At 72.9% G+C, this 21,406-nt stretch carries 17 protein-coding genes and 1 tRNA gene; 9 read left to right on the forward strand and 9 right to left on the reverse strand.

The window, feature by feature from the left end:
- Positions 1-138: 138 nt before the first annotated feature.
- Both ACIHAR_RS24995 and ACIHAR_RS25000 read right to left on the reverse strand, forming a co-directional pair.
- Positions 139-2,349 carry a TOMM precursor leader peptide-binding protein gene (locus tag ACIHAR_RS24995; RefSeq protein ID WP_400021935.1) on the reverse strand — a complete coding sequence of 737 codons (2,211 nt, stop codon included), beginning with the start codon at positions 2,347-2,349 and terminating at the stop codon, positions 139-141.
- A gap of 2 nt (positions 2,350-2,351) precedes the next feature.
- Positions 2,352-2,477 carry a hypothetical protein gene (locus ACIHAR_RS25000; protein WP_365462301.1) on the reverse strand — a complete coding sequence of 42 codons (126 nt, stop codon included), beginning with the start codon at positions 2,475-2,477 and terminating at the stop codon, positions 2,352-2,354.
- 207 nt (positions 2,478-2,684) lie between these two features.
- On the opposite strand from ACIHAR_RS25000, the gene ACIHAR_RS25005 reads away from it, so the two are divergent.
- Positions 2,685-3,566: a BTAD domain-containing putative transcriptional regulator gene (locus tag ACIHAR_RS25005; RefSeq protein WP_400021937.1), complete on the forward strand. Its 882-nt coding sequence runs from the start codon at positions 2,685-2,687 to the stop codon at positions 3,564-3,566.
- A gap of 82 nt (positions 3,567-3,648) precedes the next feature.
- On the opposite strand, the gene ACIHAR_RS25010 is transcribed toward ACIHAR_RS25005, so the two are convergent.
- Positions 3,649-3,721: transfer RNA gene (locus ACIHAR_RS25010), tRNA-Arg, on the reverse strand.
- Positions 3,722-4,042: 321 nt separating this feature from the next.
- On the opposite strand from ACIHAR_RS25010, the gene ACIHAR_RS25015 reads away from it, so the two are divergent.
- A complete protein-coding gene (locus ACIHAR_RS25015; RefSeq protein ID WP_400021939.1) occupies positions 4,043-5,650 on the forward strand; it encodes a dynamin family protein in 1,608 nt (535 codons plus the stop codon).
- Between the two features lie 540 nt (positions 5,651-6,190).
- Here the strand turns inward: ACIHAR_RS25015 and ACIHAR_RS25020 are convergent.
- Positions 6,191-7,027: a hypothetical protein gene (locus ACIHAR_RS25020; RefSeq protein ID WP_400021941.1), complete on the reverse strand. Its 837-nt coding sequence runs from the start codon at positions 7,025-7,027 to the stop codon at positions 6,191-6,193.
- Positions 7,028-7,087: 60 nt separating this feature from the next.
- Here ACIHAR_RS25020 and ACIHAR_RS25025 point away from each other — a divergent pair, with 60 nt between their 5' ends.
- The 3 genes from ACIHAR_RS25025 (at position 7,088) to ACIHAR_RS25035 (ending at position 11,211) form a co-directional block, all read left to right on the forward strand.
- Positions 7,088-8,752 (forward strand): GTPase, encoded by a 1,665-nt coding sequence (locus ACIHAR_RS25025; RefSeq protein ID WP_400021943.1) that lies wholly within the window; start codon positions 7,088-7,090, stop codon positions 8,750-8,752.
- Positions 8,753-9,070: 318 nt separating this feature from the next.
- Complete coding sequence (locus ACIHAR_RS25030) at positions 9,071-9,544, forward strand: single-stranded DNA-binding protein (protein WP_400021946.1); 474 nt, start codon at positions 9,071-9,073, stop codon at positions 9,542-9,544.
- Positions 9,545-9,804: 260 nt separating this feature from the next.
- The gene (locus ACIHAR_RS25035; protein ID WP_400021948.1) at positions 9,805-11,211 is read left to right on the forward strand and encodes a Cys-Gln thioester bond-forming surface protein; all 1,407 of its coding nucleotides are present in this window, start codon (positions 9,805-9,807) and stop codon (positions 11,209-11,211) included.
- 49 nt (positions 11,212-11,260) lie between these two features.
- On the opposite strand, the gene ACIHAR_RS25040 is transcribed toward ACIHAR_RS25035, so the two are convergent.
- Positions 11,261-11,704, reverse strand: a complete 444-nt coding sequence (locus ACIHAR_RS25040; protein WP_365462315.1) for a DUF3566 domain-containing protein — start codon at positions 11,702-11,704, stop codon at positions 11,261-11,263.
- Positions 11,705-12,418: 714 nt separating this feature from the next.
- Here ACIHAR_RS25040 and ettA point away from each other — a divergent pair.
- From ettA to ACIHAR_RS25055, 3 genes are read left to right on the forward strand one after another with little or no spacing between them, the layout of a single operon-like run.
- A complete protein-coding gene (gene ettA, locus ACIHAR_RS25045) occupies positions 12,419-14,083 on the forward strand; it encodes an energy-dependent translational throttle protein EttA (RefSeq protein ID WP_365462317.1) in 1,665 nt (554 codons plus the stop codon).
- A gap of 2 nt (positions 14,084-14,085) precedes the next feature.
- Positions 14,086-14,496, forward strand: coding sequence for a thioesterase family protein (locus tag ACIHAR_RS25050; RefSeq protein WP_365462319.1), 411 nt, complete (start codon positions 14,086-14,088; stop codon positions 14,494-14,496).
- Positions 14,493-15,173 (forward strand): hypothetical protein, encoded by a 681-nt coding sequence (locus tag ACIHAR_RS25055; protein WP_400021951.1) that lies wholly within the window; start codon positions 14,493-14,495, stop codon positions 15,171-15,173. Before ACIHAR_RS25050 ends, ACIHAR_RS25055 begins: the two co-directional genes overlap by 4 nt.
- A gap of 96 nt (positions 15,174-15,269) precedes the next feature.
- Here the strand turns inward: ACIHAR_RS25055 and ACIHAR_RS25060 are convergent, their stop codons facing one another.
- Positions 15,270-15,683 (reverse strand): globin, encoded by a 414-nt coding sequence (locus tag ACIHAR_RS25060; protein ID WP_365462323.1) that lies wholly within the window; start codon positions 15,681-15,683, stop codon positions 15,270-15,272.
- A gap of 146 nt (positions 15,684-15,829) precedes the next feature.
- On the opposite strand from ACIHAR_RS25060, the gene ACIHAR_RS25065 reads away from it, so the two are divergent.
- Entirely contained in the window at positions 15,830-16,810 is a 981-nt protein-coding gene (locus ACIHAR_RS25065) for a methyltransferase domain-containing protein (RefSeq protein ID WP_400021954.1), read from the forward strand.
- 39 nt (positions 16,811-16,849) lie between these two features.
- On the opposite strand, the gene ACIHAR_RS25070 is transcribed toward ACIHAR_RS25065, so the two are convergent.
- The 3 genes from ACIHAR_RS25070 to ACIHAR_RS25080 all read right to left on the reverse strand — a co-directional run.
- A complete protein-coding gene (locus tag ACIHAR_RS25070) occupies positions 16,850-18,430 on the reverse strand; it encodes an FHA domain-containing protein (protein WP_400021956.1) in 1,581 nt (526 codons plus the stop codon).
- Between the two features lie 54 nt (positions 18,431-18,484).
- Positions 18,485-19,831 carry a VWA domain-containing protein gene (locus ACIHAR_RS25075; protein WP_365462329.1) on the reverse strand — a complete coding sequence of 449 codons (1,347 nt, stop codon included), beginning with the start codon at positions 19,829-19,831 and terminating at the stop codon, positions 18,485-18,487.
- A 114-nt stretch (positions 19,832-19,945) separates the two neighbouring features.
- On the reverse strand, positions 19,946-21,406 hold a 1,461-nt coding region (locus ACIHAR_RS25080; RefSeq protein WP_400021959.1), incomplete at its 5' end, for a PP2C family protein-serine/threonine phosphatase.

Genomic DNA, 21,406 nt, shown 5'->3' on the forward strand with positions numbered 1-21,406 from the left:
ACTGAGAGCACAGGCAAGGCGCCCGGCATCCCCCCTGAATACCGCGGGTGATATTACCGGCGGAGCATCAGCTTGTCATGACTATGAATTCACTTTTGTATGCCGACTCGTCACTGTGGGTGATCTTGCTGTGCGGGTTCAGAGGAACAGCGGAATCGGATTGAGTTCCTCATAAGGGGTGGGCGCATCCAGCCTGCCCAGCCGCACCGGCACGTCGAACAGGCGGCCCGGCGCGAACCTGGCCCAGAAGTGCCGGAGACCGGGAACGACGACCTTCACCACCGGCAGCCCGAGATCGGGCCTGGTCTGGTCGAGCACGAGCACCTCGAGACCGTGGCTGCGGGCCAGCGAACAGAGGTGGTCCAGGTCGTCCCGGAGGTCGGCGCTCGGGACGTGTCCGTAGTCGGCCGCGGTGCGCGCGGGACGCTCGGGGTCGGGCGCGAGATAGGGCTGCGAGGCGACCGTGGCCTTCCGCAACCAGTCGAGCAGGTGCCCGGGGAGCCCGGACGCGTAGCCGCCGGTCACGGCGGGCAGCATCTGGCCCAGCTCGGTGACGGCACGGCTCAGCGCGACGGCGGGGTCGAGGTGCGCGCCGAAGCCGAGCATGATGTCCTCGGCCGGTCCGCCGACGCGGCGCGAGACCGCGGCCATGACGGGGATGCCGAGGTCGGCGGTGAGGTCGAGCACCCAGAGCGTGCGGTCCAGCTCGCGGAAACGTTCCGGCAGGGCGGAGATCCACGGGTCGCCGAACGAGTCCAGGTCCACCTCGGCCTGCCGGGTCCGGTTGTACCACCACAGGGCGACGGCGTCGCGCTCGACCAGTTCGAGGAAGCCCTGGAGGACGGCGTCCTCCAGGGTGCCGCCGGCGGCGTTGCCGTTGGAGTCGGCGACGATCGAGGCGACCCCCTCGCCGCCGAAGTACAGCAGGCTGGTCGGCAGCAGCCGGTGCGCGCCCCCGGTGAGCGACCACACGGGCGTCCACTCGATCTTGGCGTCCTCGTCGAACCGCTCGGGCACGTGCTGGAAGGGGATGCCCGGGGCGTTCCACCGCTCGCGCTCCCGGTACTGGCGCTCGTCGAACAGCATGCAGTCGGCCGGATGGACGGCCTCGGGGGCCAGATCGCGGTAACTGCCGAGCACCGTCTCCTCGTCGTGGAAGCGCGAGGCGCTGTACCGCTCGACCGCCTCGCACAGCGCGCTGACCCTGGCGTCCAGGTCGGTGCGTCCCTTGCCCCCGCTCTGCATGCGCAGTCCGGCACGGAAGGTGCGCAGGTCGGCGCCGGCCAGCGCCAGGTTGGGACCGGCCTTGTAGCAGTGCAGGAACGACGGGCTGCGCGGGTCGCGGACGACCCGGTCGACGATCCCGGTGACGGGGTCGGCGAGGTGGCCGAAACGCTCCCACATCTGTTCCGCGGAGAGCGCGCGGTGCCCGTTGCCCCCGGCGACGCCCTTCGGCCGGGAGACCGGGTGGACCGGCCGCAGCGCGCGGTCGGCGACCATACCGGGGTCGCCGCAGTCCGGGCACTGCGGCCGGCGGGCCACGGGATGGTGGGAGGCGGCGAGCGTCAGTGTGTCGAGCGTCCAGACGGCGTTCTGGATGTCGTCGTGCAGGCCGGCGAGCCATTTGGCGGCCTCGAGCGCCGCCGTCTGCAGTCCGAGCTCGCGGGTCGCCGCCAGCGAGGCCTCCGGCGCCCTCACCGGGCCGGCCAGTCCCAGCGCGCGCCGCACGTGGGTCTCGCCGCGCCGGTGGGAGCGCAGCCGTACGGCCAGGCAGGACCAGCAGGGCCCGGCGCCCGGCCGGAAGACCGGGCCGACCCAGAGCTGCGCCCCGTACGGCTTGGCCGGCAGCCACGGACGCCCGTCCGCGAGCCGGGCGGCGTTGAACTCGGCCAGCGCCGGATCGAGGTAGTCGTCGCAGACGACCAGGGTGAAGGGGGCGTCGGGTCCGCAGGACAGGCCGGCCGCGCGGCAGGCGCGCTCGGCGGCGGCCGCGTCGGCCCCGCCGAGCGCGACGACGCTCAGCGCGGCGTCCGCCGGGCCGCCGACCCCGGCCAGATCCCAGTACGCTCCCGCCGCCGGGTCCTGCGGCCCCGTGTCCGTGTGGAAGCCGACGAGTCCCGCCGCGGCGAGCCGGTCGAGCATGCGGTCCAGCTGCTCCGCGGGGGTCTCCGCGGCGGCCCGCAGCTCGGCGAGGGTCAGGGAGCCGTCGAGCAGCGGGGCCACCTTCTGGATGGCGGTTCCGGAGAGGGCGGTCGTGCCCCCGGGCGAGACGAGGTAGACCGCCTCGCCCGGGACGATCTCCGCCCGGAGGTGTCGCCGGAATCCGATCGGCCGTTCGTCGACGCGCATTGCTATTCCGCTCTCGACGCCGCGTCCGTGATCTGGATGAAGCACCACCCGGAGGAGTCGTCCACACCGGGGGTCGAGCCGTCGAGGTTCTCAATGATCAGGTCGTCGGAGCTCGGGCTGATCTGCATGAAGTCACCTCTCTCTGGTTCCGCAGCCGGGTCGTCGCTGCGGCGGATCGAAGTCTTCAACCGCCGCCCCGCGGGACGCCATGCGCCGATTCATGTTCGCCGTGTGAATTCTTCATGTGGGATCGATGTGCGGTTCAGTGGGCAACTCCGGGCCCTCTGGGGATGCTGGTTCGCGAGATCGATAGGTGCGAAGCCTGGAGGAACGGAATGTCCGAAGGCCCTGGAAGGTACGACGCCCTCAATGACGGGCAGCAGCCCGGACCGCTGAGCATCGGGCTGCTCGGCTCGCTGTCCCTGCATCTCAACCACACGCCGGTGACGGCCAGCGCGCCCAAGCAGCGGCAGGTGCTGGCCCTGCTCGCCCTGAACGCGGGCCGTGTCGTCACGGTGCCGGCGCTGATCGAGGAGCTGTGGGGGGACCGTCCCCCGCGCAGCCACGCCACCACCCTGCAGACCTACGTCCTGCAGCTGCGCAACGCGCTGGCGGCCGCCGACTCCGACCGCCCGGGCGTACGGCAGATACTCAGCACCCGCCACAGCGGTTACCTCCTCGAAGGCGGGGCCTGCCGGACCGACGTCGAGATGTTCGAGAGCCGGGTGCGCGCCGGCCGTGCGGCCTCCGAGAGGGGCGACCACCGCCGCGCCTCGGAGGAACTGCGCCAGGCGTTGCAGCTGTGGCGGGGCCCGGCGCTGGTGGACGTCCGCAAGGGCAGCGTCCTGGAGATCGAGGCGGTGTCGCTGGAGGAGAGCCGGCTCGGCGCGCTGGAACGGCGCATCGAGTCGGACCTGGCCCTGGGGCGCCACGCCGATCTGCTGGGCGAGCTGACGCGGGTGGTGGCGCGCAACCCGATGAACGAGAACCTCTGCGCGTATCTGATGATCGCCCTGTACCGGGCCGGCCGCGTCGGACGCTCGCTGGAGGCGTTCCACCAGCTCAGGGCCGTGCTCAACAAGGAGCTGGGCGTCGAGCCCTGTCCGCGGCTGCAGAGCCTGCAGGCGGCGATCCTGTCGGGGGACCCGGCGCTGGACGTGTGGTCCGTGTCGTGGTCCACCGAGGAGTTCACCGCGGGCCGTCTCGCACGGGCCTAGTGGCGACATCCGGACGGTCACCAGCGTTGTCCGACAGAAAACCCTCCCGGAGGGGGAGGGTGGGAACGCCGTGTGGGAAGAGCGCCCCCGGCAGGACTCGAACCTGCGGCCAAGCGCTTAGAAGGCGCCTGCTCTATCCACTGAGCTACGGGGGCCGGGTGTGGTGGCCTCGTACCTGGTGCCCGGGTGCGGGCCGATCCGTGACGTTGCCGGGGACAAGGATAGGGCTCCCGGTTCCTTGTCCCGAGTGCTTCGCCTCCGTGGCTCAATGTGGAGGTTCAGTGAAGCGGTCCTGATAATCGCAGGCAGGTGCGAATCGTGCATCGCTTTTGGCGTCTCGAGCCCCGGGTGTTGTGCACTCGTTATGCCTGGCCTGTGCCTCTGTCCCAGTCATACCTTCCGTCCCTTGTGTCCTATCGGCGCGCAGGCATGCCTATATGCTTCATAAATCCCCTGAAATTGGGCATTCTTCGCATGTGGTGACCTTGGACGTACGGCCTCAGCTGCTCGACGCACTTTCCGCCCTGCGCGACCGTGTCGCCGCCGCACGCTTCCCGCTGCCCCTGGCGGGGGCTCCACGCGCGCGTGCCAACCGCGACGAACTACTCGCCCAGCTCGACGACTACTTGGTGCCCCGGCTGAGGCAGCCCGAAGCGCCGCTGCTGGCCGTCGTGGGCGGGTCCACGGGTGCCGGCAAGTCGACGCTCGTCAACTCCCTCGTGGGGCGGCGCGTCAGCGAGGCGGGCGTGCTGCGGCCGACGACACGGACCCCGGTGCTGGTCTGCCATCCGGAGGACCATCACTGGTTCAGCGGCATGCGCGTGCTGCCCGACCTCACCCGCGTGTGGGCGCTCCATCAGGAGGCGACGGACGAGCTGTTGCTCCCCGGCGAGGACGGCAGACGCGTGCTGCGCATCGAGACCGCCGAGACCCTCCCGCCCGGCCTCGCCCTCCTCGACGCCCCCGACATCGACTGCCTCGTCGCCGACAACCGCGTCCTCGCCGCCGAACTCATCTGCGCCGCGGACATCTGGGTGATGGTCACCACGGCCGCGCGCTACGCCGACGCCGTCCCCTGGCACTTGCTGCGCACCGCCAAGGAGTACCGGGCCACCCTCGTCACCGTCCTCGACCGCGTACCCCACCAGGTCGTCTCCGAGGTGTCCCGCCAGTACGGCGCCCTGCTCACCAAGGCCGGGCTGGGGGACGTACCGCGCTTCACCGTGCCCGAACTGCCCGAGTCCGCCTGGGGTGGGGGACTGCTTCCGGCGACCGCCGTGGCGCCGCTGCGGGACTGGCTCGTCCACCACGCCCAGGACCCCGCCGCCCGCCACCAGGCGATGGCCCGTACGGCCCACGGCGTCCTCGACTCCCTCAAGTCCCGCATGCCCGAACTGGCCGGCGCCGCCGCCGCGCAGTACGCGGCCGCCCTGCGGCTCACCTCCGCCGTCGACGGGGCGTACGACAGCGAGTACGCGCGCGTGCGGGCGCGGTTGCAGAGCGGCTCCGTGCTCGCCGGGGACGCCCTGAAGCGCTGGCGGGCCTTTCCGCTGGACTGCACCGCGAGCGAACTCCTCGACGCCCTCGCGGAGAGCCTGGCCGCCCTCCTGCTGTGCGCGGTCACCGCGGCCGACGAGCGCATCGACGAGGCCTGGCGCCGCGAACCGGCCGCGGGCGCCCAGGCCCTCCTGGACCGCGACGCCTCCCCGCAGACCGCCGAACACCGCATCGGCATGGCCGTACGACGCTGGCGGCGCGAACTGGAGGAGTACGCCGAGGAGGAGGTGCGCGAGCTGGAACGCGGGCCCGCGCCCGACCCCGAACTCGTCGCCGCCCTCGTCGCCACCACCATGCTCGGCGGCCGCAGAGGGCGTTCGGCGGGCGAGGGACTGGCCGAACGGATCGGCGCCCACGGCGCGCTGCGGCTGCGCGACCGGGGCGGACGGCTGCTCGCCGAGCACCTGGACCGGGTGATGCACAACGAACGCGAGCGCCGTCTCGCCCCGCTCGACGGACTCGACGTCCATGCAGAGCCCCAGGCCGAGCTCATCGCCGCGCTGTCCGTACTGCAGAAGGAGAGGTGACCGGTGACCGCCGTCACGAACCAGAAACACACGGAACACACCGATCACATCGACGCGCCGGCCACCGACGAGGCAACACCCGAGGCAGGCAAGGAGGGGAACGGCATCGCCGAGGACGACACCGCTGAGATCCGGCTCCCGGAGGAGAGCGGCATGGGCACCGAGGTCCCGGGGGCGGGTCAGGAGGGCTCAGAGAGCCATCAGGGACCCGAGGGGAAGAAGAGTCTTCACCGGCCGAACAGCCTTCAGAAGCAGGAGGGTCCCAAGAGCCTCCAGAAACCTGAGGGGCCTAAGAGCCTGCAGGGACAGCAGAGACACCTCAGCCTTCGGAAGCAGCAGGGACCCGCGAGCCTGCAGGGACAGCAGGAACAGCAGGGATCCACGAGCCTTCAGAAGCAACAGGTACCGCCAAGCCTTCAGAAGCAGCAGGGACTTACGAGCCTGGCAGAACACCAGGGACCCAAGAGCTCCCAGGGACCGACCGGTCCCGAGAGTCGGCAGGGCCTGGAGAGGAAGCAGGCGAGGGCTGAGAGCGAGGCCTCACACGGTGCGCCGACCGAGGGTGGCGCAGTCGGCGAGCAGAGCGCGGAACGCGGGGAGGGCGGGCCCGCGCCCGAGACGGACGCCGGCGGTCGTGCGGGGGCACGGCAGGGCGCGGCACGCGCGCGAGTAGGGGAGGAAGACAGCCCCGCGCCCGAGACGGACGCCGGCGGTCGTGCGGGGGCACGGCAGGGCGCGGCACCCGCGCGAGTAGGGGAGGAAGACAGCCCCGCGCGCGTGCCGCAGCGCGAGGAACACGCCCGTGCGCATCAGGGCGACAGGCTCGCGCGGCTGCGGAACGGCGACGACCGCCCGCGCCCGCAGCAGGATGAGCGTTCGCGTCCGCAGCAACGTGACCGTCCGTGCCCGCAGCAAAGTGACCGTCCGCGCCCGCAGCAGGATGAGCGTCCGCGCCCGCAGCAGAGCGACCGTCCGCACCCGCAGCAGGATGAGCGTTCGCGCCCGCTGAAGGATGAGCGTCCGCGTCCGCAGCAGAGCGACCGTCCGCGCCCGCAGCAGGATGAGCGTTCGCGCCCGCAGCAGGATGAGCGTCCGCGTCCGCAGCAGAGCGACCGTCCGCGCCCGCAGCAGGATGAGCGTTCGCGTCCGCAGCAGGATGAGCGTTCGCGTCCGCAGCAGAGCGACCGTCCGCGCCCGCAGCAAGGGGACGACCGCGCCCGCGTGCGGAGTGGCGAGGTCGCGGCGCGCGAGCGCAGTGGCGAGGGCCCTGCGCGTGGGCAGGACGGCAGGCCCCGCGCGCGTACGGCCGAGCCGGACGGCCACGTCCGCGGGCGTGCCGAGGACCGCCATCCACGCGGCCGGGACGGCGGCGGCCACCCTCCCACCGACACCGGCGACTCCGCCGAGGCCTGGGACGACGGTCTCATCGCACGTCGGGTGAACGAGACCTCCGGCGAGCAGGCCGTCGCCGTGGAGATCCGCAGCGGCGGCTCCCAGAACGTGACCCCGCTCGCCTACGACGGCTTCCTGCGCTCCCGTCTCGACGCGCTGCGCGAGCTCGTGGGGCTGTCCCGCACACGGGTCGACAGCAAGACGCTCGCGGAGGCCGGCCGGGTCCTGGACGAGGCCGCGGCACGGCGCCGGCTCTCCGGTCAGCACACCGTCGTCGCCATCGCGGGCGCCACCGGCAGCGGCAAGTCGCAGCTGTTCAACGCGCTTGCCGGGGTGACCATCTCGGACACGGGCGTACGCCGACCGACGACCGCCGCGCCCATCGCGTGCAGTTGGAGCGACGGCGCGGCCGGCCTCGTCGACCGGCTCGGCATCCCGGGACGTCTGCGCCGGCGCCCGGTGCAAAGCCCGGAGGCGGAGGCCCAGTTGCGCGGGCTCGTCCTGCTCGACCTGCCCGACCACGACTCGGCGGCGGTGCAGCACCGCGAGCAGGTCGACCGCATCCTGGCCCTGGTCGACGCCGTCATCTGGGTCGTCGACCCCGAGAAGTACGCCGACGCCGTCCTCCACGAGCGCTATCTGCGGCCCATGGCGGGCCACGCGGAGGTCATGTTCATCGTCCTCAACCAGGTCGACCGACTGCCCGGCGAGGCCGCCGAGATGGTCCTCGACGACCTGCGACGGCTGCTCGACGAGGACGGCATCGCCCTCGGCGAGCACGGCGAACCGGGCGCGACCGTGCTCGCCCTGTCCGCGCTCACCGGGGACGGCGTCGCCGAACTGCGCGAGCTGCTCGGCCAGTTCGTCGCGGAGCGCGGCGCTCCGGCGCGGCGCATCTCGGCCGACGTGGACGCCGCCGCCTGGCGGCTGCGGCCCGTCTACGCCACCGGACGGCGTCCCGGGCTGAGCGAGGAGGCGCGCGACGAGTTCGCCGCCCGGCTCGCGGACGCGGTCGGCGCCACCGCCGCGGGCGAGGCCGCCGAACGCGCCTGGCTGCGCAACGCCAACCGCGCGTGCGGGACGCCGTGGCTGCGGCTGTGGCGCTGGTGCCTGGACCGGCGCGACCCTCCCACCGGCCCGGTCATGGTCCCGGCGCAGGCCGACGAGGAGGCCACCGCACGCCAGCGCGTCGAGCAGGCGGTGCGGACGGTGTCCGAACGGGCCTCGGCAGGGCTGCCGGCGCCGTGGGCCCAGGCCGTGCGGGAAGCGGCCGTTCGGGGTTCCCAGGGGCTGCCCGAGGCACTGGACGAACTGGCCGCGCGGGCCGGGCTGCCGCCGGGACGCCCGCCGCGGCCGGGCTGGTGGCCGGTGGCCGTGCTGACGCAGGCCGCGATGACGATCCTCCAGGTGGTCGGCGGCCTGTGGCTGGTCGGTCAGATCGTCGGGTTCATGGCACCGAACCTGGGGGTGCCGGTGCTGCTGATGATGGCCGGCATCGTCGGCGGTCCGCTCGTCGAGTGGGGCTGCCGGATGGCGGCCCGCGGCCCGGCGCGCAGATACGGCCAGGACGCGGAGCGGCGCCTGCGGGAGGCGGCCGCCGGGTGCGGCCGGGCCAGGGTGCTGGATCCGGTGGCCGCGGAGCTGCTGCGGTACCGGGAGGTACGGGAGCAGTACGGGCGGGTCACGGGGGTGGAGGCTGCCGTGAGGTGAGTCGGCGGGGTGGGGGCGCCTGCAGGTGGAGCGGCGTAGGGGTGCGACGGCGGGGCGGCGTGCCCGAGGGTATTGGCGGATCCGCCGCGGGAGAGGTGAGCCCGGCCCGGTGCGACGCACGTCCCTCGTGCGGGCGGCGGAGTTGTCCACAGGCTGGGGGTGGTCCACAGCGCTCGGCGGGCCTGGACGGGCGGCGGCAGTCTGACGCCACGGCGATCGCGGCGACGCGGCGGCCGCCGAACCAGACGCAGCCGTACGGGACGGGCCCGTACGCGTTCCGCCCGCGAGCGGATCCGGGCGAGGGAGGGGTTCACGACGATGAACGAGACGATGGTGTGCGCGGTGGGGAACGTGGCGACGCAACCGGTGTACCGGGAACTGCCGGCGGGCGCGTCGGCCAGGTTCCGGCTGGCGGTGACCTCGCGCTACTGGGACCGCGAGAAGAGCACCTGGACCGACGGGCACACCAACTTCTTCACGGTGTGGGCCAACCGTCAGCTCGCGACGAACACGGCGGCGTCCCTGAACGTGGGCGACCCGGTGATGGTGCAGGGCCGGCTGAAGGTGCGCACCGAAGTGCGGGAGGGACAGAACTGGACGTCGGCCGACATCGAGGCCGTCGCCATCGGCCACGACCTCGCGCGGGGTACGTCCGCCTTCCGTCGCACGGGCCGCCCCGAGCCGACGGCGGCCGGCTCGCCCCCACGGCCCGAGCCCAACTGGGAGACACCGCCCGGGGATGCCGCGGACCAGGAGACCCAAGTGCTGCGTCGGCCGGTGACGGTGACGTGATGTCAGGGAACGCTCCGGTCTGAACGAATGACGGCTTATCCACCGGTCCATGGCGAACGCCCCGGTGGATTTGTCGATAAGCCCGGCTCGCGGACGATCTTGGGGATAACGATTCCGATTCGGATCGTCCGTCCGACGGCACTACCGAGAAGCGTGGTGCGCCGCGTCTCTAGGATGCCGGACGTGGCTCTTGGGGCTTCTGATTCTGCTGGTGGGACCGTACCCCCCACATCAACGGGTCCTGCTCGGAGGGGAATTACGTGATTTCTTGGTTCTCCGCGCCGTTCACGCGCGGGCGAGGGGCTGCCCGCCTCGCCGCCGGGGCGCTGGTGTCCGGACTCGCCGCTGCCGTCGCCACCGCGGGCACGGCCGTCGCCGACGGGACGACACAGAACCGGAGCGGAGCGACGGCCACCGTGGGCGGCCTCAAGACGTACGGCGCCGCCGTCATCCACGGGGACAGCGGGGACCAGGAGGTGTCGGCGGGCCTGTTCGAGATGTCCGTCGAGGGCGGCGGCACCCTGCAGACCTACTGCGTCGACCTGTACAACCCCACGCAGAAGGACGCCCAGTACCACGAGACGCCCTGGAGCGGTACCTCGCTCGGCGTCAACAAGGACGCGGGCCGGATCCACTGGATCCTCCAGAACTCCTACCCGCAGGTCGACAACCTCGCCGCGCTCGCCCAGAAGGCCGGCATCGGCGGCGGCCTCACCGAGCAGGACGCCGCGGCCGGCACCCAGGTGGCCATCTGGCGCTACTCCGACGGCGCGGACGTCGACGCCGTCGACCCGCAGGCCGAACAGCTCGCGGACTACCTCCATAAGGCCGCCCGCACCGTGGCGGAGCCCCAGGCCTCACTGATCCTCGACGGCTCCGCGGTCTCCGGCCGCCCCGGCGAACTGCTCGGCCCGGTGACGGTACGCACCGACGCGAGCGCGGTCACGGTCGCACCCCCGCTGGACGCCGCCAGCAGCGGCGTGCGGATCGTCGGCGAGGACGGCAAGGACGTCACCTCCGCGACGGACGGCAGCCGGCTGTACTTCGACGTGCCCGCCGACGCCGCCGCCGGATCGGCCCAGCTGACCGTCCAGGCCTCGACCACCGTCCCCGTCGGCCGCGCGTTCACCTCCGAGAGCCGTAGCCAGACGCAGATCCTCGCCGGCTCCAGCGAGTCGGCCGTCTCCGCGACGGCGACCGCGACCTGGGCGGCGGCGGGCGCCATACCGGCACTGTCCGCGGCGAAGAACTGCGCCAGGAACGGCGTGGACATCACCGCGGCCAACCAGGGCGACGAGGCCTTCACCTTCGACCTGATGGGGATCCAGCACACCATCCCGGCCGGCACGTCCCGGACGGTGACGATCCCCCTCCAGGAAGACCAGGCCTACGACTTCACGATCAACGACCCCCAGGGCACCGCGACCCGCTTCACCGGCGTCCTCGACTGCACCACCCAGGCCAACGAGACCGGCCTGACCACCCAGACCCTCGCCGAGCCCAGCCCCGCCACGGTCGGCGGCACCACCCCCACGGACACCAACCTCGCCCAGACCGGCAGCTCCCACGCCACCCCCCTCATCGCCGGCACGGCGATCGGCCTGGTGGTGATCGGCGGCGCGGTGCTGCTGCTGGTGGGACGCAAGGAGAACGGAGTGCGGCACTAAGGGGCCCCGGAAGACCGGACCGTCCCGCCGCGCACCGGTCCGGGCGCGCCTATCGGGTACCGCTCCGCAGGCCGGCCGCCTCGGGCCCACGGATGCGGTCGGAGGCCGTCACACCGAGCCTGGTGCCGAGCCGCCCGGGGAGCCGGGAGCGCAGGCGCTCGTGCTCGAGCAGGGCCGCGAGCCGCGACCGCCCCGGAGTCGCCAGGTCGGTGTCCAGCGTCACCTGGACACCGCCGGTGTGCTGGGCCGCCAGGTTGTAGAAGAAGGCGGCGAGGGTCGCCAGCGCCGTCCCCAGCACCACTTCCACCATCACGGTGACGGCCATGAGGATCAGCCCCCACAGCAGCGACGGATTGACCTCGGGCGTCGGGCTCATCACATCGTCCACGATCCACATGGTGGCCACGGCCACCACCACGCACAGGCCCAGCCCGAGGGACACCAGCGCGCTGGTCAGCGCCACGGACCACAGGTCGACCTGCGCAAGGCGCAACCGGATCCTGCCCGCCGACGGCAGCACATCGGACGCCGGTGATGCCCGGCCGGAACCGCGGGGCCCGGCCGCGACGTGAGCGGATCCGGCGGGGGACACCGGGTGGGAGGACCCCGGCGGGCTCCGCCGGGGCGGCGGATCGACCGGGCCGGGAGCGTCGGAAGCCGTCGTCTCCGGCGAATCGACCGTGCGGACCGTCGGCTTGCCCGGCTGTGGGCCCGACCCTCCGGAGGCACTCCGCTGCCTACGGGAACTCACATCACGAGCGCCTCTGGAGCGGCCCATGCTGATCTCCTCACCTGACACCGATGCGTCATCGGCGGCAGATTCGACGGTAGGGGCGCACCCCTGGTCATGCATCCCGGGTCGGCCGAAGCGGTGCCCCGGAAGGCCCTCGCGCCCCGCTGCGGCTCGCCGGCGCCGGCGGCTCACACCCGACGCGGCTCGGGCCCGCCGCGCCCACCTGCTTGGCACCCCCGCCCCGGCGGGCGGAACGTGAGGACGAGGGGCAGTCCTCCAGGGCCGCACCTGGGCCGGCCGACGCCCCCGAGGCCGCCGCTCGACGACCGGCAGTGACAGTCGGCCATAGCCGCCGGCTGCGAAACCCCCAGGTCAGGGCCGCCCGACCATTCGGGTTTCCCCCCAGGGGTAGCCGTCCGGCAAGATGGGGTGTATCTGCCCACTGCCAGATTTCAAGCTGCCGGACGGTTTCTCTTGGCTGAGTACATCTACACCATGCGCAAGACGCGCAAGGCACACGGCGACAAGGTGATCCTTGACGACGTCTCGCTGAACTTCCTGCCCGGCGCGAAGATCGGTGTGGTCGGCCCGAACGGTGCCGGTAAGTCGACCGTTCTGAAGATCATGGCCGGGATCGAGCAGCCGTCGAACGGTGACGCGTTCCTGTCCCCCGGTTACAGCGTGGGCATCCTGCTCCAGGAGCCCCCGCTCAACGAGGAGAAGACCGTCCTGGAGAACGTCCAGGAGGGTGTCGCCGAGGTCAAGGGCAAGCTCGACCGGTTCAACGAGATCGCCGAGCTGATGGCCACCGACTACTCCGACGCGCTGCTCGACGAGATGGGCAAGCTCCAGGAGGAGCTCGACCACGCCAACGCGTGGGACCTCGACGCGCAGCTGGAGCAGGCCATGGACGCCCTGGGCTGCCCGCCCGGCGACTGGCCCGTCACCAACCTCTCCGGTGGTGAGAAGCGCCGCGTCGCGCTGTGCAAGCTCCTGCTGGAGCAGCCCGACCTGCTCCTCCTCGACGAGCCCACCAACCACCTCGACGCCGAGTCCGTGAACTGGCTGGAGCAGCACCTGGCCAAGTACCCGGGCACCGTCGTGGCGATCACCCACGACCGGTACTTCCTCGACAACGTCGCCGAGTGGATCCTCGAACTCGACCGCGGCCGCGCCTACCCGTACGAGGGCAACTACTCCACGTACCTGGAGACCAAGGCCACCCGTCTCAAGGTCGAGGGCCAGAAGGACGCCAAGCGGCAGAAGCGCCTCAAGGAAGAGCTCGAGTGGGTGCGGTCCAACGCCAAGGGGCGTCAGGCCAAGTCCAAGGCGCGTCTCGCCCGCTACGAGGAGATGGCCGCCGAGGCGGAGAAGATGCGGAAGCTGGACTTCGAGGAGATCCAGATCCCGCCGGGCCCGCGCCTGGGCAACGTCGTCGTCGAGGTCAGCAACCTCAACAAGGCCTTCGGCGAGAAGGTCCTGATCGACGACCTGTCCTTCACCCTGCCGCGCAACGGCATCGTCGGCGTCATCGGCCCCAACGGCGCCGGCAAGACGACACTCTTCAAGATGATCCAGGGTCTGGAGACCCCGGACTCCGGCGACATCAAGGTCGGCGACACCGTCAAGATCTCGTACGTCGACCAGAGCCGCGAGAACATCGACCCCAAGAAGACCCTCTGGGCCGTGGTCTCCGACGAGCTCGACTACATCAACGTCGGCCAGGTCGAGATGCCCTCGCGGGCGTACGTCTCCGCCTTCGGCTTCAAGGGCCCCGACCAGCAGAAGCCGGCCGGCATCCTCTCCGGCGGCGAGCGCAACCGCCTGAACCTCGCGCTCACCCTCAAGCAGGGCGGCAACCTGCTGCTCCTCGACGAGCCGACCAACGACCTCGACGTCGAGACCCTCAGCAGCCTGGAGAACGCGCTGCTGGAGTTCCCGGGCTGCGCTGTGGTCGTCTCCCACGACCGGTGGTTCCTCGACCGTGTCGCCACGCACATCCTCGCCTACGAGGGTGACTCCAAGTGGTTCTGGTTCGAGGGCAACTTCGAGTCGTACGAGAAGAACAAGATCGAGCGGCTCGGCCCGGACGCGGCCCGTCCGCACCGCGCCACCTACAAGAAGCTGACCCGGGGCTGATCTTGCGGCACATCTACCGCTGCCCGCTGCGCTGGGCGGACATGGACGCGTACGGCCACGTCAACAACGTGGTGTTCCTCCGCTACCTGGAGGAGGCCCGTATCGACTTCCTGTTCCGCCCGGAGAAGGACTTCAAGCAGGGGTCCGTGGTGGCGCGCCACGAGATCGACTACAAGCGGCAGCTCGTCCACCGCCACAGGCCCGTGGACATCGAGCTGTGGGTCACCGAGATACGGGCCGCGTCCTTCACCCTCGCCTACGAGGTGAAGGACGGCGACCAGGTGTACGTCCGCGCCTCGACGGTGATAGTGCCGTTCGACTTCCAGGCGCAGCGGCCCCGTCGGATCACGGACGAGGAGCGCGCGTTCCTCGAGGAGTACCGGGACGACGACAAGGAGGCCGTCGCCGCATGACGGTGCTCCACCTCGCCGACGAGGGGGAGGCCGCGGATCTCGCGGCCTTCCTCTCCCGGCTGCTCCACTACGACCGTGGGGCCGCGGTCCGGCTGCAGGCGGCCGGCACCGCGCTGGCCGTCTTCGGACGGCCGCCGTCCTTCGAGGTGCTGGCGATCCGTGCGGTCCGGCTGGCCAAGCCGTACGAGAACGGGCTGGACGTCACGCTGGACGTGACCGTGTCCGCCGGTGAGCTGCTGGAGAGCGTGGACGAGGCGGCGGCGACGGCCGCCGTGCCCGCCGCGGTGACCGGGCCGCCGTGGGCCGGTGTGCTTCCGCCGCGCGGCGGCTGGCGCCCGGAGGCGGGACTGCCCGCGCCGGACGCGCTGCGCTCGCTGGTCGGCGCGGCGGTCGCCGAGTTCCGCGGCCGTACCGAGGAACTGGCGCCCGAGCGGCGTACGCGGGCCGAACTCGACCGGATCGGGCGGGAGATCTGGTCCCGGACCGTCGGGGACACCGGGCTGCCCGTCCGGGCCGTGCACGCGGCCCAGTCCCTGGGCTTCCTGCGCCCGGCCGCCGCCGCGCCCGGGGACGCCGGGCTGTTCTCCTCGGGGGCGTGGCTGCGGCTGCGGACGCCGTACGGGTCGATCGCCGTGCGGCGGACCGGGCTCGGGGGGCTGGACCTCAGCGTGCGCTGAGAACCCCGCGTCACAGGACCGCCGCCGAGGCCCGGCCCGTGGCCGGGCCGGGAGCGGCAAGGGGTCGGCCGGAGTCCGGCCAGGGGCCCGTCGGGGTCAGTCGGGGGTGTTCACCATCGAGGCCGCCGCGTACGTCAGGTAGCTCCACAGCGTCTGCTCGTGCTCCTCCGAGAGGCCGAGCTCGTCCACCGCGTCCCGCATGTGCCTCAGCCAGGCGTCGTGCGCCGCCCGGTCCACGACGAAGGGGGCGTGCCGCATCCGCAGCCGGGGGTGGCCGCGGTTCTCGCTGTACGTCGTCGGACCACCCCAGTACTGGATCAGGAAGAGCCTCATGCGCTCCTCCGCCGGGCCCAGGTCCTCCTCGGGGTACATGGGCCGCAGGATCGGGTCCTGGGCTACTCCCTGGTAGAAACGGTGGACCAGCCGGCGGAAGGTCTCCTCCCCGCCGACCTGCTCGTAGAAGGTCTGCTCCTGAAGCGTGCCGCGCCGAATCTCTTTCACGCTCCCCATGCTCTCAGACGCGGAGACCGAGGACTCCAGGCTTAGGACCTCGGGGCCGGCCCGCGACCGCGGCGCGTCGGCGGCCGCCGCCTACGAGCTGACGCGGGTGAGCCGCGGCGCTCGCCTCGTGCCGCGTCCCGCAGCACAGTGGAGGCATGGCTACGCACCCGCTCGACAAGGACATCGAGGAACTCGCCGCCTCGGCGCGGGCCGCGCTGGTGCGGGAGATCGAGGAGAGCGGGGCCCTCGCCGACGATCCGGCGTGGAAGGAGGCCTTCGCCGCGGTCCCGCGCCACCTCTTCGTGCCGTACTACTACGTGGCCGGTCCCGGCGGCTACGAGCGGCGCTGGGGGGAGAGCCCCGACCCGCGCGTCCGGGAGAGCTGGGTGACCGGCGCCTACGAGGACGTCCCGCTGGCGACCCGGCTGCGCGACGGCGAGCTGCTCTCCTCCAGCAGCCAGCCCTCGCTGATGGCCCTGATGCTGGCAGCGCTGCGGGTGTCCGAGGGCGACCGGGTGCTGGAGATCGGCGCCGGGACGGGATACAACGCGGCGCTGCTGTCGTACCGGCTCGGGGACGAGCGGGTGACCACCGTGGACCTCGATCCGGAGATCACCGAAGCGGCCCGGCGGCATCTCGCGGCCGCCGGGTACCACCCCGCCGTCGTGACCGGAGACGGGGCGCGGGGAGTGCCCGAGCGGGCGCCCTTCGACCGGATCATCGCGACCTGCCAGCTGGCGTCCGTCCCGCGCGCCTGGCTCGCCCAGTGCCGCCCGGGCGCCCGCATCCTGACCCCGCTGGCCACCGGCCTGGTCGTGCTGACGGTACGGGACGCCGCGCACGCGGAGGGGAACTTCCTGCAGACCCCGGCCTTCTTCGTGCCCCTGCGCGGCGCGGACCGGCCCGGGTCGGAACCGGTGCCCCTCGGCGGAGTGCCGCAACGCGCCAGGACCAGCGATCTGTTCCGGTTCCTGCTGGCCCTGACCCGCAGGACCCTCGACCCGCAGGAGGCCTACGCGCTCTGGGAACGCGAGGGCAGGCCCGGACGGGAGCGGTACGGCGTCACCGTCGGCGGAGAGCAGGCCTGGGCGTGGCTGGACGAGCCGGAGGGGCCGTACGCCTGGCCCCTCCCGTGACCCCGTCCACCCCGCCCGAGTCGCCGGCGACGGAGCCGGTCAGCCTCGCCGGATCGTGATCGTCGTCCACGCGCCGACGTGGACCCGGTCGCCGTCCTGCAGCGGTACCGGCACGAAGGGCTGGATCGGTTCGTCCGAGCCGTTGACCGTGGTGCCGTTCGTCGAGTTCTGGTCGACGACCGCCCAGCTTCCGTCGGGCTGCTGCACCAGCACCGCGTGCTGGTGCGAGACGCCCGGGTCCTCCGGCGGCACCGACAGGTCGATGTCGGGGGTCTCGCCGGTGGAGTGGCGGCGGCGCCCGATGGTGATCTGGTTGCCGGTGAGCGTGCGCTGCTGCTCCGGGGAGTACGCGGGCAGGTTCAGGCCCGCGGCCTCGGGGCCGGAGCGCTGCATCATCGCCATGAAGTACTCGCGGTCCGGCCCTATCGTCGCCGTCCACGTCGCCGGCTGCTGCGGGAACGCCGGGCCGGGCGGGGGCGGCGCCTGCGTGGCGCCGGGCTGCGGATAGCCGTAACCGCCGGCCCGGGCGCCGCCGGGTGCACCCGGGCCGCCCGGAGCGTTGTGGGACGGCGGGGAGATCACCCAGTCGTCGTCACCGCCGAAGCCGCCACCGGTGGGACCGCCCGGCTGCGGCCGACCGGTCTCCTGCGGGAAGCCGGGCGGGGCCTGCGGACCCGACGGCTGGAAGGCCTGCGGAGCGCCGGGGGCCGTGGCACCGGGACCGCCGTGCGGCGGCGGACCCGGCCGGGAGGGGTCGGGACCGAAGCCGGACGGACCCGAGGGGCCGCCGGGACCGCTCGGGCCGCCGGGGCCCGAAGGGCCGGCACCGTGCGGGCCGGGAGGACGGCCACCGGGACGGGACGGCTCGCGTCCGAAGGGGTCCGCGGACGGACCACGCCCGAAGGGGTCGCCGGGCGCACCCGGCGGAGTTCCGGCGGGGCCGCCCGGACCCGAGGGCTCACGCCCGAACGGCTGCCCGCCGCCCGGACCGCCCGGCTCCTGCCCGAACGGCTGCCCGCCGCCCGGACCGCCCGGCTCCTGCCCGAACGGCGGCCGGCCACCGCCGGGACCCGAGGGCCGCGACGGCTCGCCGCCGAACGGCGGGCCGGGCGGGATGGGCTCGGCGGGACGGTTCACCTGGGACGGACGGGAGCTCTGGTACTCGAAGGAGTCGCTGCCGCCGAAGGACGGGGGCGGCGGCTGGTACCGCGCACCGGGTCCACCCGGGCTGCCCGGACCCGCCCCCGGACCGCCCGGACCCGGACCACCCGGGCCCGCGCCGGGACCCGTGGGCGCCGGCGGGCGCGGGGCGGCCGGCGTGTACGAGGTCGCCGTGTTGGTCAGGAAGTTCCACCGGCACTCCTCGCAGAACGGCGCACCGCCTTCACGAGGCGTACGGCACTGCGGGCACAGCTCCGGCTCGGCGTTCGGTACCGCGGACGAGTGACGGCCGTCGGGACGACCGCCGGGGCCGGGCGGGGCCGGCGGGAAGCCGTACCCCCCGCCGGCCGTCGGGGGCGGCGGGGGAGGGGGCGGTGGTACGGCACCGACCATGCGGTGACCGCAGACCTCGCACCAGTCGTCGGAACCCGACTGGTGTCCGTTCGGGCAGGTCGGCATGTCGGCGCGTCCCCCTTTCCTTCGGTCCTACTAGTACTTCGGTGTCCTGCTGGGTCACTTCTTTACACGAACAGTCTTTGTGGACCGGGTCTCGAGAGTCATCTCGTCGGCCTCGGCGACCTTCGCCTTCAGTCGCACAGTACCTGTCGTGGCATCGACCACGTCCACCACCTTCGCAAGCAGTTTCGCAGTATCGGCGTTCCCCGAGGCGCTGGCGAGCTGAACGGCCCGGCCCAGTTTGGCCGTTGCTCCATCCATATCGCCCGCTTTGCGAAGGTCGAGTCCCTGCTGGATCGCCTGGGCGAGTTCGGCCTGCCCGGTGTAGTGCGCGACCTGCGGATTGATCGAGGTGGAGGCGGCCATGTCGTCGGTCCACACGGCCCGTACGAGGCCCTGAGCGCCCAGGTTCTGCGCGGTCCCCCCGGGCTGCGGGACCACCAGGGAGACCCGGGCGGCCAGCATCTCCTGGCCGATGTTCGCCGCCGGGACCTCGACACACACGTGGTAGTCGCGGGACTCGTCACCCCAGGAGCCGGTCGGGTAGTCCCCCGAACGCGGGCCGGACTCGGTGCGCCGGTCGGTCAACTCCTCGACCGTCGGAGCGACTTGCTTGACGAACTTGATGCCGGTGCCCACCGGGGTCCACAGCCGCAGGGCGACGTCCGCGACCTCCTTGCCCATCGCCGTCTCCATCATCTGCGTGAAGTCGGCGGCGAGGCCGGCCGGGTCGGCGACGATGTCGGCGGTGCCGAGCAGGGCCGAGGCGATCCCTGTGACTTCTTTCACTTCCCAGTCGGTGCCCACACCGCGGGCGTCACAGGTGAAACGGCCGGCGCAGGAGTCCAGGGCGGCCTTCAGGTCCTGCGGCGACTCGTGCTCGTTGCGGCCGTCGGTGAGCAGGATGCCGTGGCGGATGGCGACGTCGGCGGTGGACAGCAGCCGGTCCGCCAGCCGCAGCCACGTGCCGATCGCCGTGCCGCCGCCCGCGCTGAGCCGGCGCAGGGCCTGCTTGGCCTGCTCGCGGGTGCTCGCGTCGGCGACCGCGAGGCGCCCGCCACCCGGGTAGACCTCCTTGGCCACGTGCGTGCCGCCGATCACCGCGAAGTGCACGCCGTCGCGCAGGGTGTCGACGGCGGCGGCCGTGGCGTCGCGGGCGTTGCGCATCTTGGTGGGCGGGTAGTCCATCGAGCCCGAGCAGTCGACCATGATCGCCACGGCGGCGGACGGGCCCTGGCCCGGGGCGTACAGGTGCGGTGCCGCGACGGCGCTGCCGACCGTGCCGCCGCCGGTGGCGGTGACCGTCACGATCGCGTTGACCTCGCGGCCGCCTTCCGGCAGGTACTCGTTCTGGTAGACGTCCACCGAGAACTGCGGCACGTTCGACTTCGAGAAATTGGCCATGCCTGATCACATCCCCCTAGAACACCCCACGCTCGTGGGGCGATGACGATGGGCGGACCGGTCCCCTCCGGTCCGCCGCTGCTTCCCCGTGTGCGACGTGCTGGTGCTGCGGCCTCAGGCCGATCCTGCCCCCTGCGCGGGGGCGGGGAACGGCAGGACCGCCACTGTTACGTTGTCGTGCCCGCCGCCGTCCAGGGCGTGACCGACGAGCACCCGCGCGGCGTGCAGCGGGCGGGCGGCGGCGTCGAGGGGGAGTGCCTCGGCCATCTCCTCGGCCGCCTCGGCGTAGTTCCACAGGCCGTCGGTGCACACGACCAGCACACCGGGGCGGTCCGGCTTGAAGGACGCGGTGTGCGGCTCCAGTTCGTAGGCGTCGGCGCCGAGCCAGCCGGTGATCGCGTGGGCGCGGTCGTCGGCGTAGGCCTCCGCCTCGTTCATCAGGCCCGCGGCGACCATCTGGGCTGCCCAGGAGTCGTCCTCGGTGAGCCGGGCCGGGGACGAACCCCGGTCCGCCGGGACCCAGTAGACGCGGCTGTCGCCGACCCAGCCGACGACCAGAAGGCCGGCGGTGACGACCGCGCCGACGAGGGTGCAGGCGGGGGCGTTCTGGTGCGGGGCGTGCTCGCGGGCCGTCGCGGGTTCCTCGGCGAGGGCGTTCACCGCGTGCGAGGCGGCGAGGATCGCCTCGTGCATCGCCTGCTGCGGGTGCGTGCCCTGCGGCAGGGCCGTCAGCAGCGACCGGCTCGCCGCCCGGGACGCGGCGAGCGAGGCGTCGTCCGGCCGGGTCGCGGAGGACACGCCGTCGCAGACGATCGCCACCAGCGCGGGTGACCCGTCGGGCAGCGCGGTGTGGCCGACGCCGAAGGCGTCCTCGTTGCGGTGGTGGCGCAGGCCGCGGTCGCTGACGGCGGCGACGGGGCCCGACTCCTGTTCCATGTGGTCGCGTTCGCGTGGCTGGGCGTGCCCGCAGTTCTCGCAGTAGCCGTCGTCGTCGACCCGGCCCGCACGGCAGGCCACGCACACCTTGCCGCTCCCGGCCACCACCGCGGCCTCGGCGGCCACCCGGGGGTCGGGCGCCTGCAAGGGGTACTCCTCGGGCTCCGCCGGCCGGTCGAAACGGACACCGGAGGCCGGGGCGCCGGGGTCCGGGGGAGCGGCAGGACTCCCGGGAGGCACGGGGGCGGTGCCATCGGGAGGCACAGGGCCACCGCCCGAAGGCACGGGACCGCCCGGCGGCACGTGCGCCACCGCGGGCGGCGGGACCGGCGCGACGGGCACACCACTCCCCCCACCACCGGAGAACGGCGCCCCACCGAAGCCGGAGCCCGGCGCGGGTACGCCGCTCGTGTCCGCGCCGGGGAACGACGTCCCGCCGAAGTCGGGACCCGGCGCGGGTGTGCCGCTCCTGTCCGTGCGCGGACCGGGCGTTCCACCGAAGTCGGTGCCCGGTGCGTGGGCGGGTGCGCCGCTCGTGTCCGGGCCGGGGAACGACGTCCCGCCGAAGTCGGGACCCGGCGCGGGTGTGCCGCTCCTGTCCGTGCGCGGACCGGGCGTTCCACCGAAGTCGGTGCCCGG

Origin of the sequence: Streptomyces sp. NPDC052016 (genome assembly GCF_044548445.1) — a bacterium.
Taxonomy (GTDB): Bacteria; Actinomycetota; Actinomycetes; order Streptomycetales; family Streptomycetaceae; genus Streptomyces.